Below are 15,079 nucleotides of genomic sequence, written 5' to 3'. Positions count from 1 at the left end.
TGCTGACAGTATGCAGGGCATGGACCATTCGAAGATGAGTGCTGACGGTATGCAGGGCATGGACCATTCGAAGATGAATGCTGACAGTATGCAGGGCATGGACCATTCGAAGATGAGTGCTGACAGTATGCAAGGCATGGATCATTCTCAGCATGACCAAGCCTCAAAGTCTAAGAATGACCAAGTGGTTTATGGTTGGGCAAATGCTTCAACACCTCAAGGAGATAAAGCGCTTCAATACAGTGATTTAAAGTCACTCACACCACAACCAGATACGCGTGAGGCGACCAGCGAACTGGTGGTGCGTTTAGGTGGAACCATGGAGCGTTATGTCTGGACGATTAACGGTAAAAAATTTAGCGAGGCTGAACCGCTTAAAGTGAAATACGGTGAGCGCATTCGTATTAAATTTATTAATGACAGCATGATGGCGCATCCAATGCATTTGCATGGCATGTTTATGCAGTTGGAAAATGGTCAACCTCCAGTAGATATGCCAAATAAACACACTGTTGTTGTACCGCCAGGTAAAACAGTGACGGCATTGCTTACTGCTGATGAATTAGGTGAATGGGCAATCCATTGTCATCTGTTGTATCACATGACGTCAGGCATGATGAATAAGTTGATTGTTGCAAATGTCAGTGATGGCAAAGTGTCAACACAACCTATTCAAGCAACAAAAGCAAATCAAAAAACTGAAATGAAAGGAGGCGAACATGCGAATCATTAATCTTTTTTCAAAATCAGTTTTAAATATTTCATTGTTGTCAGTCAGTGGTTTAGCAATCGCCCATGAAGGTCATCAGCTGCAAGGTGTAACGAATGCAATCACTGAATCCACCACGACGATGAGCAATTCATCCATGGATCATTCCAAAATGAACTCAATGGAAAACCCAAACCAAACAGTTGATCATTCTCAACATCAAATGGATGCTGAGCAGAGTAATGACTCAGCAAATACGGGTTTATCCCATGATACACATGACCATCGAAAGGAGCATGGTGGACAAGTATATCAACGGGTAACGATCGACAATGCCTGGATGTTGGATGAGGATGGTAAAGGTACTCTGGATTCTTCATTCGAACTCAGAGTTGGAACAGATGAAAATAAACTGTTTATTAAAGGAAGTTCCAGTAAAGCCGAATCAAGCAAAGCTGAATATGATCTGAGTGCCTTATATAGCCGTAATATTGCAGCATTCTGGGATGTTCAAGCGGGTGTGCGTTATAGTGATAATCCTGAACGAGAAACTGATCAAGAACGTGTAGATGCTGCACTCGGTTTGCATGGTTTGGCGCAGTATTTCTTTGAAACAGATGCTTATCTTTATTTTGGTCAAGACAGCAGAGTGGCGTTTAGTTTAGAAACCTCACGTGATTTACTGTTAACTCAAAAACTGATTTTGCAGCCATATTTAGATCTCAATGTGGTCTTTAGTGATGACTCTCGATATGCAAAAAAGTCAGGTCTAAACAGTATGACGACGGGTTTAGAAACACGTTATGAAATCACCAAAAAAGTCATGCCTTATGTCAGTGTTGCCTATACTTACTCTAAGGGTAATAAAGAAACCCAATGGCAAACAGCAACTGATTCAGAAAACGGTTGGTTATATGGTGCAGGGTTGCGTTTAAGATTCTAATTTTTTATTTTCAAAAATAAATAAAAGGTCACTTCTGAGGAGGTGACCTTTTATGTTTCAGCGATACCTGCTACGGTTTCAAGCTGATCATTGACAAACTTAAACTCCATTCCGTGCTCAGTATCCAAATCATAATGAATGGATAGCCTTAATATGTCTGGTGAACTTAGTCGTAAATTTAACATGGTTTGAATATAAGGATTATGTGACTCAACATCGTGAATACTTAAAGCCGCTTCTCCTGACTTTTCAGGATTTTCATAGTGGTGTGCATAAAGTTTTTGGTAACGTTCGAAAGCATGTTGCTGTATTGTTTTGAGGTGTTGTTCAAAATTTTGTAGAAATTTTTGATATGTTTTGGCGAATGCATTAAGTTGTTCTTGATCAGGTTCTTGTTCTATTTCATTACCTTCTTCATCGAACTCTTCTCCCAAAAAAATTTCTCGATCTGCATGTTGATTAAAAAATGTATGTGAAAAAAAAGTTTCTGAACTAAATCCTGCCCAACTTGGATGAATTTCACCCCAATAATCATGTTTCATGGCGTATCTACTCCGCTTTTATAATGACTGTGAATGATCATAAAGCAAGCCTGATGAAAAAGTACCATTCAAATGTAAATAAGGTCAAATTTTGTAAATTTTAATAAATTTAGTCAGATGAGTTGATATAATTAGGATTCTTTAGGAGGAACGACCTCCCTCAATCTGAGAAAAATCGTCAGGACGACCTGATTCTAATTTAATTTTGGAGCTGGTCATGGCTTGGATTGTTCTCGTCTTTGCAGGTATCTTTGAAATCGTTTGGGCATATACCATGAAAATGTCTGAAGGATTTACTAAGCTCACACCGAGCATTATCACTTTATTTTTTATGATTTTAAGTTTTGGTCTATTGGCATATGCGATGCGTACCTTGCCATTGGGAACGGCTTATACCATTTGGACAGGAATTGGTGCAATTGGTTCATTCTTAGTGGGGATTTTTATCCTCGGTGAACCTGCAACAGCAATGCGTATGCTGGCAGCTGTACTGATTATTTTCGGTCTAGTGCTGATGAAGCTTTCATCCAGTTAATTGGAATATCGAAGTGCCATCCTGATTGGGGATGGCACTTTTTTGTGTGATCATATTGAGAAATAACATATAGAAAATGGTGAATATCGAATGGCATGGGTTTTATTGGCGGTTGCAGGGTTATTTGAGGTGGTTTGGGCATATTTTATGAAGGTCTCAGATGGCTTTAGTAAACTGATTCCTAGTGTTTTAACCCTTATTTTTATGATCGCAAGTTTTGCCTTATTATCTTATGCAATGAAAAGCTTACCACTTGGTACTGCCTATACGGTTTGGACAGGAATTGGCGCTGTGGGTTCATTTGCTGTCGGTATCTTCTTTTTAGGTGAACCGGCATCTGCCATGCGGATGTTGGCTGCTGTGCTGATTATTTCCGGTTTAGTGTTGATGAAATTATCTTCAAGCTAAGTTAATCTGTGAAAATAGATATCAGCAACAGTGAGTCAATTGATGCAGCTTTCATTTATGGAAATGAATTCACCTGTAGGAACATTAAAACTAGTGGCCCACGATCAAGCGTTGGTTGCAGTACTTTGGGAAAATGAAAATCCTAAACGTGTTCGTTTAGCACAATTGATTGAAAATAAAAATCATCCTGTTTTGTTGGAAACACAGCAACAATTGAATGAATATTTTCAAGGACATCGAACCCAATTTGACTTAGCCCTAGATTTTGCTGGAACAGAGTTTCAACAAAAGGTTTGGCAAGCTTTACTTACGATTCCATTTGGTGAAACGCGAAGTTATAAGCAAATTGCTGAACAGATTGGCAACGTGAAAGCCGTTCGGGCAGTCGGCGCTGCGAATGGTAAAAATCCAATTTCTATTATTGCACCATGTCATCGTGTGGTGGGTGCAAATGGTAAATTGGTAGGTTTTGCCGGAGGTTTGGAAAATAAGGATGTGTTATTAAAGTTGGAGAAAATTTAGCTCAAATTTGAATTAATTTTTTGACTTAATCTCCGTCAAAACGAAATTAAATTTGAGCAATGCTATAAATAGCTTTTCAATTCTTCACTTTGATCAAATCGTATATATGATTTAGACACTTAGAAAGAGAGTAAAACTTTCATGATTTTGAACTAAATAAGAGTTTCATACTTAAACCAACAAAACTCATAGAAAATATGCGCCTAAGCCATTTTAGTACACTCGGTTTTCCTAACACATATCGGCGCATCATTGCAGCGAAACACCCATAGAAAATAAAAACAACTAATGTAAGCAGCATAAATATTAGACTTAAGCCGAGCATGTCCAATATAGGTTGAGCGGTATGGCTAGAAATAAACTGAGGTAAAAAAGCTAAAAAAAACAAGGGAAGTTTTGGATTGAATAAATTAATAAATATTGCGTGTTTGATAATTTTAAGAGAGGAGTGCTTAGTCTCATTTTGTTCAAATTGAAAGGAGCCTTTCTCTTGGAGTGTTGACCAAGCCATATATAGTAAATAAGTCACACCTAGAAACTTTAAAATCATAAATACTGAGCTACTCATGGTAAACACGAACGCCAGTCCGAGGATTGCTATGAATATATGGGGAATAATCCCTAATGTACATGCAATTGCAGCAATCAAACTGGCTTTTGTACCACGTGATATCCCTGTGGCTATGGTATAAATGGCACCTGTACCCGGTGAAATAACAACAATAAGTGATGTAATTAAAAATTCGAAACTCATGTACATGAGCCTGCTCCAAATATAAATGAAGCTTGATTATCTTAAAGATATAAAATTAAAGTCTTGAATAAAATTGCAGGATACTTTTAACACAAATAATATTTTTGATAGCGACTTGGCGTCATTGCAAATTGACGTGCAAAGGCTCTTGTCATATGACTCTGATCGGCAAAGCCTGCAAATAAAGCAGCTTCAACTAAAGTTTTTCCTTGTAATAGGTAGTTTCTCGCTTGGCAAACACGTCGTTGCATTAAGTAAGCATGTGGTGTAATGCCAAATTCATGCGAAAAACTTCTGAGTAGTTGAAATCGACTGATATCGCATAAATCAGCGAGCTCACTCAGAGTAACTGTATATCCAGACATCTCGTCAAGATATTCTTTAGCACGCTTTACAGAAAAGTGTTGCGTGGGTCGATGTTTTTTCGAGAGTATGTGATGACGACTTGTATGCATTAAACTAAACAAAAGCATTTCTTCTAATGCAACACTTTCAATGTCAGGTTGAGACATATGTTTAAAAAGTTGAGATAAATGCTGACTCAATAACTGATCATGTATGAGTGGATGCAATATGGCATCTGCACAGCGTCCTTCAGCAAGCAATTCTTGTTGCAATAGTTCTGGTTGAAAATAAATCATTTGCCAACAACGTGGTCCATCAATAGGAATACCATCATGAATTTCACCGGGATTTACGATAATGACATCACCAGATGCTGCTTCCACTTGACCAATTAAACTCCAAGAACGTTGTGCTCCCCGTGTAATAATACCTATACCAAAGTAATCATGTGAATGCCGAGGAAAAGAGTGCTCCGTCAACAACGATATTGCTTCTGTGCCAGCAATAGGAAGGCTTAATGGGGTGATTTGATGAATACGTTTGGACAATCGTTATCTTCTCATTTTGTTATAATGATTAATTTCATTGAAAAAGCATGATCACCATTTCAAGTTATTAATTTACGCTTTTATATGGGGTGGGTAAAGTTTTTGGTCCTTGCTATTTATTGTGCTGATTTTTTAAGACGCGCTGATCATAAAATTGTTGAATCATTCATCCTCTGCCTTAGATTTTAACCATTTCCATTGCCCATGTTTAAATTCAAAGGTATCAACCCACCATCTTGCGCCACCTCGACATGAACTGGTCATTTGTTTTTTCTGAGGAATCAATTTGAGATCTGCCAATATAGAACATTGGGCATGGCTAAAATCAATCTTACTTTGATCTAATACTTGATAATCTTTGCTTTTGGGTTGGTAAAGAAAAATATCAAAGACAGCATAAACCCCCATACCCATATCTGGAGCAGACACTGCAATATCGGTATATCCATCAAAATTATAATCATTAAAATAGATCTGGTAGGAGCGTTGATAAGGCAATTCTTGCAGTGGGAATGTTTGCCGTTTTGATGCAGTTTTAATGGTGAGCTGCCCTAACTCTTCATCGCCATTTTTAAATAAAAATTGAGTTTTTTGTCCATTTACAGTGTAGTTTAAATTCCCTGTAACAGTTTGTTGTTGGGGGAAGGCAAAAGTGAGTGGACTGAGGGAAAAAACACAAGCCAAGATGATTGAGCTTTTTTTAATCATTGTTGTTCTCTGTTATGTTTGATCAATTGTCCAAAACCTTACCTATAAATGAATGGATAAAATTTTGGACATTAGTTTGTTTAGGATCATTAGGTTTAAAAACGTTTTGGAATTTTTTGCCCACCTTCGATGGGTGTTTCTGCATTTTTCAATACACCAAATAACCATGTTTCGGCGTGTTGTACCGCAATTTTAAGTTGATCACCCAGTGCCAAGCGCCCAGCAATAAAGCTCGCAAGTGAACAACCTGAGCCATGATATTCACCTGCTAAACGCGGACATTTCGATTCAGTGATCATTTCACCATTTACATATAAAGCATTGCGAATATAGTCAGGTGTATCTTCATGTCCACCTTTAACTAAAACGGCTTGAGCACCCATTTCAAAGAGTTTCTGGGTTGCCTGTTCTATATTATCTTCACCTGTTAAGGCACGTAACTCAACTGTGTTTGGGGTAATGACAGTTGCTAACGGAATCAGTTCAACAAAGGCTTTAACTAAGGTCTCTTGATTACCTAGAGAACCACCACTATTCGCCACTAAAACTGGATCAAGCACATAGAGATAGTCTGGATGTTCTCTTAAAAAATCAGCCAAAGCGGCAATGTTATCTGTAGTTCCCAGCATCCCAGACTTCACCGCTTTAATCGGTAAGTCGCCAACAACAGCATTGGCTTGAGCAAGTAAGAGTTGTTTTGAGGTCGCTTCAAAACCAAAGACTTGTTGAGAGTTTTGAATGGTTAATGCTGTACAAGCAATTGCCGCATGCGCACCACTTTGACCAATTGCTTCAATATCAGCTTGTAAGCCAGCTCCACCTGAAGGGTCTAGACCTGAAAAACAAAGTACAGTAGGGCGCACGATGATGTCCTTAATTCTCAAATTTGCGTTAGTATAGGCAACTTTGAGAGAACACTCGATAGTAATTTGATAATTGTTTGAAACGCAGATTTAAAGGATTGGACCATGATAAAGAATATTTTAATTGATTTGGATGGAACACTCACTGACCCAAAGGTAGGGATTACCACATCTGCACGATACGGTCTTGCAAAAGTAGGACATCCTATTCCTGAGTCTGAAAATATTGATTGGATCATTGGTCCACCGCTAAAAGCATCTTTAGCAAAATTGTTGAATATTGATGTAAATGATGTATTGGCTGAGCAAGCTTTATTGGGTTATCGAGAGCGTTTTGCTGTTACTGGGCTATTTGAAAATCATGTATTTGAGGATGTTGCGCAGACCTTAGCTGCACTGAAAAATAAAGGTTATCGACTGTTTTTAGCAACAGCAAAACCTGAAGTCTATGCGCGTCAAATTCTAGATCATTTCGATTTATTGAGTTATTTTGACTATCCTTATGGAAGTGAACTCAATGGTGAACGAACCAACAAAGCCGAATTGATTGCCTATATTTTAGATAAAGAACAGCTCAATCCAGAACAATGTCTTATGGTCGGAGACCGAGAGCATGATATTTTCGGTGCTCGCAAAAATGGCATTGAAACAATTGCAGTTGAATATGGTTATGGAAGTCAGCAGGAGTTAGATCTTGCTCAGCCAAAGGCTCGGATCAAAAGCTTTGCTGAACTGCTCAATTTTGTTTGATACGATCCATGTTGATGAGCTAAATTAAGTGAATTGTTGTAAGTTGTTAAAATAATTTATTTATTTGACATCAAGGTACAGTGATTCTTTAATTTCTTCCATCACAATATAACTATGTGAAGATGCGGAAGAGGGAAGTTTTTTAAGTAAGTCACCCAGTAAACGACGGTAAGCACTCATTTCTTTTAATCGGGCTTTGACCAGATAATCAAAGTCCCCTGAAATGAGGTGGCACTCTTGTACTTCTGGTATTTCCATTAAATCTTTCGCGACTTGTTCAAAAACGTCACCAGATTTTGCAGAGAGACTAATTTCAAGAAAAACCAATAAGTTACGATCGAGGTGTTTTGGATTGAGGCGCGCATGATAGCCCATAATGATGCCATCACGTTCCAAACGCTTAACTCGCTCAGAACAAGGTGTTGTTGATAAACTAACTCGCGAAGCCAATTCACTGATGGCAATGCGACCTTCATTCTGAAGAATTTCTAAAATCATTCGATCTATACGGTCTAATTTACGCATCAATAATTTCCTTTTTTTGGTGAATTTTCACGACAAAAAATTAAAACACCTAAATTTTAACATTAAAAATAGTGAAATAAACTATTGAACCAAAAATATACTAGTTAAATAAACTAGTAAATGCGTAAAGGATAAGAAATGCGTGTAATCGTATTAGGTAGTGGTGTGATTGGTGTAGCAAGTGCATATTACCTCGCGCAGCAAGGAGCACAAGTTACAGTTTTAGATCGTCAAGCAGGTCCTGCTGAAGAAACCAGCTTTGGTAACGCAGGTCAAATCTCCCCAGGATATTCAACGCCGTGGGCTGCACCCGGTATCCCATTCAAAGCTGTGAAGTGGATGTTTCAACACCATGCACCGCTGGCAATCAATATCGATGGAAGCATGTGGCAATTACAGTGGATGGCGCAAATGCTTAAAAACTGTAATTCAGAAAGTTATGCCATCAATAAAGAACGTATGACACGTGTTGCTGAATATAGCCGTGACTGTTTAAGAGAGCTTCGTAAAGATACAGGTATTCAATACGAAAACCGTTCAAAAGGTACCCTGCAAGTCTTCCGTAATGAAGCACAATTAGAGATGGTTCAACGTGATATTGCTGTACTGAAAGAGTGTGGCGTTCCTCATGAGCTATTGCTTAAAGATGATCTTGCTAAGGTTGAGCCAGCACTCGAACATGCGAAAGATAAATTGGTGGGTGGTTTGCATCTTCCAAATGATGAAACAGGCGATTGTTATTTATTTACCAATGCCTTAGCCAACTTAGCCAAAGATTTGGGCGTAGATTTTAAATTTAACCAAAATGTTGAAAAACTTGTGGTTGAAGGTGATGAAATCAAGGGGGTTCTGGTCAATGGTCAAGTATTGACAGCTGATCGTTATGTATTGGCATTTGGTAGCTATTCACGGGATTTCTTAAAACCTCTTGAGTTAAATTTACCAGTCTATCCTGTAAAAGGTTATTCATTAACCATTCCGATTGTTGATCCAACATTTGCACCACAGTCTACAGTTTTAGATGAGACGTATAAAATTGCAATCACGCGTTTTGATCAACGTATCCGTGTGGGTGGAATGGCTGAGCTGAGTGGTTTTAACCATGGTTTAAATGCTGACCGTCGTGGCACTTTAGAAATGGTTACTCAAGATTTATTCCCAGGTGGTGATTTGGCACAAGCATCGTTCTGGACAGGTCTTCGTCCAATGACACCAGACAGTACACCGATTATTGGTGCGACACGTTTTAAAAACTTATTCTTAAATACAGGTCATGGCACATTAGGTTGGACGATGGCATGTGGTTCAGGAAAATTGATCAGTGATCTTGTATTGAATCATCAAACAGATATTAGTACAGAAGGTCTATCTATTCAGCGTTATCCTCACGCAGCTTAAAAACTGCATTCATTTTTATTATTCACATTGTATTAAGGCGTTTAGAGATAAACGCTTTAATTGCAGATTCGTATTCAGGGACGAATAACATGCCTAGACCAATTACTGCTGTCATTCATCATGATGCATTACAGCATAATTTAAATGTTGCTCGTCAATTTATGCCTCAAAGTAAGGTTTTTGCAGTGGTCAAAGCCAATGCATATGGGCATGGAATTGAGCGTGTTTATGAAGCGTTTAAATCCGCAGATGGTTTTGCTTTATTGGATATTGATGAAGCAAAAAGATTAAGAAAATTAGGTTGGACAGGTCCAATCTTGCTTTTAGAAGGTATCTTCTCCGCAGAAGATCTAATGGATTGTGAAAAGTACCAATTGAGCTTTAGTTTGCATCACACAGCACAAATTACTTGGTTAGAGCAGTTCCAAACACAACATGCTCGATCACAGACCCAATTCGACGTATTTTTAAAAATGAATACGGGCATGAATCGTCTGGGTTTTAAACCAGAGGTTTATCGTACAATGTGGCAACGATTGAAACAGTGTGCTGCGGTCAAGTCCATCACCCATATGATGCATTTTTCAGATGCAGATGGAGAGCGTTTGGGAAAATCTGGGATTGAATATCAACAACGTGTTTTTGATGAGACGATTCACGATTTAGCGGGTGACCGCTCGGTCTCAAATAGCGCTGCCATCCTGAGACATTCACAAGATTTACATTCAGATTATATTCGTAGCGGCATTATGCTTTACGGTAGCTCACCTGATTATCCTACCCATTCAATCCAAGACTGGAATCTTAAACCAAGCATGAGTTTGCGCAGTGAAATCATTGCAGTTCAAGATTTACAGGCAAATGAAACAGTGGGGTATGGTTCAAAGTTCACAGCACCCCATGCGATGAAAATCGGTATTGTTGCATGTGGTTATGCTGATGGTTATCAGCGTATTTCTATGGATGCGCCAGTGTTGGTCAATTCTGTACTGACTAAAACCATTGGTCGAGTCAGTATGGATATGCTCGCAGTTGATTTAACTCATATTACGGATGCTGACATTGGCAGTGAAGTGGTGTTGTGGGGACAATCTTCTGACGGTGCTGTACTGCCGATCGATGATGTTGCTGTAAGTTCAGGCACAGTTGGTTATGAACTCATGTGTGGTGTCACTGCACGCGTTAATTTCAAAATTTCGAAATAAGGAAATAAAGATGTCAAATAATCTTCAACATGCTGATATTCAGAAACTGAATAGCAATGAAGTGATGAGTGCAGTCACAATTTTTAATAAAGTGGTTTATTTATCTGGTCAAGTACCTAAAAATACGCAACTTGATGTTGTGGGTCAAACCAAAGATATCTTGGCAACCATCGATCAACTATTGCTTGAAGCCGATACTGATAAATCACGTTTATTGTCTGCAAATGTTTACATAAAAAATTTATCAGACTTTCCAGCATTCAATGCTGTTTGGGTGGATTGGTTAAAAGGTTGTGTTGCCCCTTCTCGTGCCACAATTCAAGCAGATATGGTGAATCCAGATTGGTTGATTGAAATTGCAGTCACTGCAGCACAGAAATAAGCTTTTTAATGTCTACGCATTGATCACTGCATGACTTAAATCGTACTTATTTAGAAACAAAGCCAAAGCACATGTAAACCATGTGCTTTCGCTCAAGTTGGGTAAAACAAAATAGAACGGGAATGTTCTGTTGCCACAAGCAAGTTTTACCTCCAGAAAAATTGTCAAAAAGGATATTTTTATGACAACTTCAAGCCATACAGATGACGCACCATCGTCGCCACATGAGCTGCAACGGAAACTATCAAATCGTCATTTGCAATTAATTGCCATAGGCGGTGCGATTGGTACAGGTTTATTTATGGGATCAGGGAAAACAATTTCTCTAGCAGGTCCCTCGATTTTAATCATTTATATGATTATTGGTGCCATGTTTTTCTTCTTAATGCGTGCATTAGGGGAAATTCTACTTTCCAATTTGCATTACAAATCATTTATCGACATGGCACATGACTTGATTGGTCCTGGTGCAGGTTACTACATCGGCTGGTCTTATTGGCTGGGTTGGATTTTGGTTGGTATTGCTGATTTAGCTGCAATTATTAATTATTTGAATTTTTGGTTACCCGATGGCGTTGCTTTTACGCCCATGGGGCAAGCCCTGATTAGTGCAGGCTGCGTGCTTTTGGTCCTCGGGATTAACCTGCTTACCGTAAAATTGTTCGGTGAAATTGAATTTTGGTTTGCATTGATTAAGATTCTAGCCATTCTGGGCTTGATTTTGATTGGTGGGTATATGGTATTTAGCCACTTTCAAGCGCCAAGTGGCTCCGTTGCCAGCTTTAGCAATGTGTGGTCATATGGGGGAATGTTTCCGAAAGGCGGAACTGGCTTTTTAGCAGGCTTCCAAATTGCCTTATTTGCCTTTGTGGGGGTTGAGCTGATTGGTACGATGGCGGCTGAAACCAAAGATCCAGAAAAGAACTTGCCTAAAGCGGTCAATGCAATTCCTACACGGATTATTTTGTTCTATGTATTGGCATTGTTTATTGTAATGTCTGTAACACCTTGGACAGAAATTCCAGCTGACCAAAGTCCTTTTGTATCGTTATTTATGCATGCAGGTATTGGTGGTGCTGCCATTATTATGAATCTGGTGGTGTTATCTTCTGTGATGTCATCAATGAACAGTGGTGTGTTTTCAACCAGTCGTATGCTCTTTGGTTTAGCCAAAGAAGGTCAAGCGCCTGAAAAGCTAGCTGAGCTATCAAAGCGTGCTGTTCCTGCAAAAGGGTTGTTGTTCTCTTGTGGTTTCATTATGGCTGGTGCAGCCTTACAGTATTTTGTACCGAATACTGTTGAAGCATTTACGCTGGCAAGTTCTCTGTGCGTGATTTTGTTCATCAGCATCTGGAGTATCATCATGGTATGTTATATACGCTATCGTAAATTACGCCCAGAACTGCATGCAAAATCAAACTTTAAAATGCCAGGTGGCGTATGGATGTCATATATTGTATTGGTCTTCCTTGCGTTTACATTGGTGATTCTCAGCTTGGAGCCTGATACTTTAAAGGCACTCATCATCAGTCCGTTGTGGGCGATTATTTTGGCGGTCACTTATCAGTTCATGTATAAACCGCGTATGAGAAAACGTAGTCATCAACAAGACTAATGTTGAATATCGTCAACTTTTAACTGATCAGGAGATGGTTTTAGGTCATCTCCTGTATATTTTTTCTAATTAAATTGATTTCGTTATAAATTTTATATAGTTCACGATGTCTTGATTGGCATTATTTTTAGATTCGCAATCCATAGGCTACATCAATTTATTAACAAATTGTTCAAAATAAAATACTGAAATAAAAATAAAAAACACGTTTAATAGCACCACTTTAGGTAAACAAAAATATCTATGCGCAATAACAAGATTGATTTATTACGAGGCATTTCAATTTTATTGGTGCTGATTCATCATTTTAATATTCCTTATAAATTACACGACACATTTTTAGGTGTACAAATTTTTGGAGAAAGTCTTAATAATTTGATTGCGCGTAATGGCAACTATGGGGTGACGATGTTTTTCGTCATTTCAGGCTTTCTGATTACCCAGCACACTTTACAAAGAAGTGGATCGTTAGGACATATCAGAGTAAAAGACTTTTATGTTCGCCGTATTGCACGAATTATACCTTGTTTAGTCCTGCTTGTTGCTTTGGTCACGATATTTGGTGCGATGGGACTTAAACCATTTATGAATCAAGCACCCAATGACATTGAAGTCTCTTATGGGCTCACTGTATTTTCTGCTTTTACCTTTTGGATGAATATATTGATCATTGAGAATGGTTGGGTGAATTATGCACTTGGTGTCTTATGGTCATTGTCGGTTGAAGAGGTGTTTTATTTAGCCTTTCCAATACTCTGTTTGGCTTTAGGGCGAGGGAAAGGTTTTATTGCATTGTTGTTGGTGGTTATTTGTTATGCACCTTACTTTCGTTCTTTACATTTTGCTGAAGAAAGTGGGGCATATTTATATCACTATTTTTCGAGTTTCGATGGCATTGCAATGGGGTGTTTGACCGCATTAATTGCTCAAAAGGTGGGGACAAAGCTTGATATTCCAAAAATCATCGTGCCTGTGGTTTGTATTTTGATGATTATGTTGTACTTTTATGCCCCAATTAAAGATGTCAGTACATGGGGAGTGTCTATTTTTGCGCTATTGTCTGCGATTTTAATTTTCTGTTTTGCTCAACATCCGCAAGCTGAATCATCCTCTATGCTCTCCAAAGCTATGGAGTGGGTAGGGCAGCGTAGTTATGAGATGTATTTATTTCATCTGATTATTCTAGGTATGTTTAAAGTTTTTTATCTTCCCAAAGAAACTCTACCCGCCGAAAAATTGATGCTATTGCCCATTTATTTTATAGGTGTTTTTATATTGAGTTGGGCAATCGAAAAGTATTATTCAGCACCTTTGAATTTGAAAATTAGACGTTGGTTGATTAAGTAGAATTTAAAGTTAGATGCATACTCATGAAAATTAAACAAAGTAAGGAGTATGAAGGAATTGATTTAATCTGGCTTGATTGTGGCATTTTGTATTGCCGATTGTACATTCATTCATTTACAAGCATTAAACTCTAAAATAAATTCATTCGATATTTTTCTGACTTTGAATTGATGCTAACGAACTTACTCAAAATGGATGATTCTATCGATATTGCCAAAAAAGATATTTTTGTTTATGGCTGGACAAATATGCACAAAGTATTTTTGAAGAAAAAATACTCATGAGATCGTTGAAATTCCAAAAAAACTATTTTTATCAATGATGTTGACAATGAAATTTTAAGAAATTATTGATTGAATATTTAGTTTAAAGATACTGATTTCACTCAGCATAAACTTATTCAAATAGAAAGCACACTTTAAATTGGACGAAATGTCTAACTTTGAGTGTGCTTTTATAGCATGAGGCTTGAATTTTTTAGTTAAAACGTAGGTTTAACCACCACCAAAATAATCACAGCAAATAAAATTAATGTCGGCATCTCATTAAAAAAACGCCAAAACTTGTGTGATTTATAATGGGCATTGCCAATCAGTTTTTTACGGTAATAACCACAAACAAAGTGGTAAATCACCAACAGACCAACCAAGCCAACTTTGAGATAAAACCATAATGCTTCATGGTAGTGGCGTGTGGCATCACCCCAATCCACTAAAAAATGCGCAGTAATTAGTGTTGCAATCATTGATGGCCACATGATGCCACGATACAACTTACGTTCCATAATTTCGAAACGTTGATGACTGACCGTATCCTCACTCATTGCATGGTAAACGTATAAGCGGGGAAGGTAGAACAATGCAGCAAACCAGCACACGACTGCTATGATATGTAAAGCTTTAACCCAAAGGAAAGCTTCAGAAGGAGCATCCATCAATTTACCCTTTTAAGGGCAGTGTGCGAAAACTTGATCATTCACA

The 15,079-nt window shown here is 38.2% G+C and carries 18 protein-coding genes; 11 read left to right on the top strand and 7 right to left on the bottom strand.

Annotation, left to right across the window (positions count from 1 at the left end; genetic code table 11):
* A partial coding sequence (locus F938_RS16605) for a multicopper oxidase domain-containing protein (protein ID WP_005033636.1) occupies nt 1–733 on the top strand: 733 nt, incomplete at its 5' end.
* Nucleotides 720–1,652: a copper resistance protein B gene (locus tag F938_RS16600; protein WP_005033635.1), complete on the top strand. Its 933-nt coding sequence runs from the start codon at nt 720–722 to the stop codon at nt 1,650–1,652. The genes F938_RS16605 and F938_RS16600, both read left to right, overlap by 14 nt.
* 50 nt (nt 1,653–1,702) lie before the next feature.
* On the opposite strand, the gene F938_RS16595 is transcribed toward F938_RS16600, so the two are convergent.
* Complete coding sequence (locus F938_RS16595) at nt 1,703–2,194, bottom strand: DUF6985 domain-containing protein (protein ID WP_005033632.1); 492 nt, start codon at nt 2,192–2,194, stop codon at nt 1,703–1,705.
* Nucleotides 2,195–2,411: 217 nt separating this feature from the next.
* On the opposite strand from F938_RS16595, the gene sugE (F938_RS16590) reads away from it, so the two are divergent.
* From sugE (F938_RS16590) to F938_RS16580, 3 genes are all read left to right on the top strand, one after another.
* Nucleotides 2,412–2,729 carry a quaternary ammonium compound efflux SMR transporter SugE gene (sugE, locus tag F938_RS16590; RefSeq protein WP_005033630.1) on the top strand — a complete coding sequence of 106 codons (318 nt, stop codon included), beginning with the start codon at nt 2,412–2,414 and terminating at the stop codon, nt 2,727–2,729.
* Between the two features lie 90 nt (nt 2,730–2,819).
* Entirely contained in the window at nt 2,820–3,137 is a 318-nt protein-coding gene (gene sugE, locus F938_RS16585) for a quaternary ammonium compound efflux SMR transporter SugE (RefSeq protein ID WP_004830040.1), read from the top strand.
* 42 nt (nt 3,138–3,179) lie between these two features.
* Nucleotides 3,180–3,659, top strand: a complete 480-nt coding sequence (locus F938_RS16580) for a methylated-DNA--[protein]-cysteine S-methyltransferase (RefSeq protein ID WP_005033628.1) — start codon at nt 3,180–3,182, stop codon at nt 3,657–3,659.
* 139 nt (nt 3,660–3,798) lie between these two features.
* On the opposite strand, the gene F938_RS16575 is transcribed toward F938_RS16580, so the two are convergent.
* The 4 genes from F938_RS16575 to F938_RS16560 all read right to left on the bottom strand — a co-directional run bounded on the left by F938_RS16575 (nt 3,799) and on the right by F938_RS16560 (nt 6,877).
* Complete coding sequence (locus F938_RS16575; RefSeq protein WP_026040317.1) at nt 3,799–4,413, bottom strand: LysE family translocator; 615 nt, start codon at nt 4,411–4,413, stop codon at nt 3,799–3,801.
* A gap of 86 nt (nt 4,414–4,499) precedes the next feature.
* Nucleotides 4,500–5,306: a helix-turn-helix transcriptional regulator gene (locus F938_RS16570; protein ID WP_005033624.1), complete on the bottom strand. Its 807-nt coding sequence runs from the start codon at nt 5,304–5,306 to the stop codon at nt 4,500–4,502.
* 162 nt (nt 5,307–5,468) lie between these two features.
* Entirely contained in the window at nt 5,469–6,014 is a 546-nt protein-coding gene (locus F938_RS16565; RefSeq protein WP_005033622.1) for an FG-GAP repeat protein, read from the bottom strand.
* Between the two features lie 95 nt (nt 6,015–6,109).
* Nucleotides 6,110–6,877, bottom strand: a complete 768-nt coding sequence (locus F938_RS16560) for a hydroxymethylpyrimidine/phosphomethylpyrimidine kinase (protein WP_005033620.1) — start codon at nt 6,875–6,877, stop codon at nt 6,110–6,112.
* Nucleotides 6,878–6,982: 105 nt separating this feature from the next.
* Here F938_RS16560 and F938_RS16555 point away from each other — a divergent pair, with 105 nt between their 5' ends.
* A complete protein-coding gene (locus F938_RS16555) occupies nt 6,983–7,627 on the top strand; it encodes an HAD-IA family hydrolase (RefSeq protein WP_004830031.1) in 645 nt (214 codons plus the stop codon).
* 60 nt (nt 7,628–7,687) lie between these two features.
* Here the strand turns inward: F938_RS16555 and F938_RS16550 are convergent, their stop codons facing one another.
* Nucleotides 7,688–8,152 (bottom strand): Lrp/AsnC ligand binding domain-containing protein, encoded by a 465-nt coding sequence (locus F938_RS16550; protein WP_004830027.1) that lies wholly within the window; start codon nt 8,150–8,152, stop codon nt 7,688–7,690.
* A gap of 138 nt (nt 8,153–8,290) precedes the next feature.
* Between F938_RS16550 and F938_RS16545 the strand changes: the two genes are divergently transcribed.
* From F938_RS16545 to F938_RS16525, 5 genes are all read left to right on the top strand, one after another.
* A complete protein-coding gene (locus tag F938_RS16545) occupies nt 8,291–9,550 on the top strand; it encodes a D-amino acid dehydrogenase (RefSeq protein WP_004830025.1) in 1,260 nt (419 codons plus the stop codon).
* A gap of 89 nt (nt 9,551–9,639) precedes the next feature.
* A complete protein-coding gene (alr, locus tag F938_RS16540; RefSeq protein ID WP_005033617.1) occupies nt 9,640–10,755 on the top strand; it encodes an alanine racemase in 1,116 nt (371 codons plus the stop codon).
* Between the two features lie 10 nt (nt 10,756–10,765).
* On the top strand, nt 10,766–11,137 hold the full coding sequence (locus F938_RS16535) for a RidA family protein (protein ID WP_004830021.1): 372 nt from the start codon (nt 10,766–10,768) through the stop codon (nt 11,135–11,137).
* A 181-nt stretch (nt 11,138–11,318) separates the two neighbouring features.
* Nucleotides 11,319–12,752 (top strand): amino acid permease, encoded by a 1,434-nt coding sequence (locus F938_RS16530; RefSeq protein WP_005033615.1) that lies wholly within the window; start codon nt 11,319–11,321, stop codon nt 12,750–12,752.
* A 243-nt stretch (nt 12,753–12,995) separates the two neighbouring features.
* Entirely contained in the window at nt 12,996–14,099 is a 1,104-nt protein-coding gene (locus F938_RS16525) for an acyltransferase family protein (protein ID WP_005033614.1), read from the top strand.
* A gap of 481 nt (nt 14,100–14,580) precedes the next feature.
* On the opposite strand, the gene F938_RS16520 is transcribed toward F938_RS16525, so the two are convergent.
* On the bottom strand, nt 14,581–15,033 hold the full coding sequence (locus F938_RS16520; protein ID WP_004830008.1) for a CopD family protein: 453 nt from the start codon (nt 15,031–15,033) through the stop codon (nt 14,581–14,583).
* Nucleotides 15,034–15,079 lie beyond the last annotated feature (46 nt).

Source organism: Acinetobacter bereziniae LMG 1003 = CIP 70.12, from assembly GCF_000368925.1.
Classification (GTDB): Bacteria; Pseudomonadota; Gammaproteobacteria; order Pseudomonadales; family Moraxellaceae; genus Acinetobacter; species Acinetobacter bereziniae.
This window is presented reverse-complemented; position numbering and strand designations above follow the sequence as displayed.

Excerpts from the sequence above, each read along its gene's own strand:
- F938_RS16565 (WP_005033622.1), bottom strand. The coding sequence starts at position 6,014 with ATGATTAAAAAAAGCTCAATCATCTTGGCTTGTGTTTTTTCCCTCAGT.
- F938_RS16525 (WP_005033614.1), top strand. The coding sequence starts at position 12,996 with ATGCGCAATAACAAGATTGATTTATTACGAGGCATTTCAATTTTATTG.
- F938_RS16550 (WP_004830027.1), bottom strand. The coding sequence starts at position 8,152 with ATGCGTAAATTAGACCGTATAGATCGAATGATTTTAGAAATTCTTCAG.
- F938_RS16535 (WP_004830021.1), top strand. The coding sequence starts at position 10,766 with ATGTCAAATAATCTTCAACATGCTGATATTCAGAAACTGAATAGCAAT.
- F938_RS16595 (WP_005033632.1), bottom strand. The coding sequence starts at position 2,194 with ATGAAACATGATTATTGGGGTGAAATTCATCCAAGTTGGGCAGGATTT.
- F938_RS16600 (WP_005033635.1), top strand. The coding sequence starts at position 720 with ATGCGAATCATTAATCTTTTTTCAAAATCAGTTTTAAATATTTCATTG.
- F938_RS16520 (WP_004830008.1), bottom strand. The coding sequence starts at position 15,033 with ATGGATGCTCCTTCTGAAGCTTTCCTTTGGGTTAAAGCTTTACATATC.
- sugE (WP_004830040.1), top strand. The coding sequence starts at position 2,820 with ATGGCATGGGTTTTATTGGCGGTTGCAGGGTTATTTGAGGTGGTTTGG.
- alr (WP_005033617.1), top strand. The coding sequence starts at position 9,640 with ATGCCTAGACCAATTACTGCTGTCATTCATCATGATGCATTACAGCAT.
- sugE (WP_005033630.1), top strand. The coding sequence starts at position 2,412 with ATGGCTTGGATTGTTCTCGTCTTTGCAGGTATCTTTGAAATCGTTTGG.
- F938_RS16545 (WP_004830025.1), top strand. The coding sequence starts at position 8,291 with ATGCGTGTAATCGTATTAGGTAGTGGTGTGATTGGTGTAGCAAGTGCA.
- F938_RS16580 (WP_005033628.1), top strand. The coding sequence starts at position 3,180 with ATGCAGCTTTCATTTATGGAAATGAATTCACCTGTAGGAACATTAAAA.
- F938_RS16530 (WP_005033615.1), top strand. The coding sequence starts at position 11,319 with ATGACAACTTCAAGCCATACAGATGACGCACCATCGTCGCCACATGAG.
- F938_RS16575 (WP_026040317.1), bottom strand. The coding sequence starts at position 4,413 with ATGAGTTTCGAATTTTTAATTACATCACTTATTGTTGTTATTTCACCG.
- F938_RS16555 (WP_004830031.1), top strand. The coding sequence starts at position 6,983 with ATGATAAAGAATATTTTAATTGATTTGGATGGAACACTCACTGACCCA.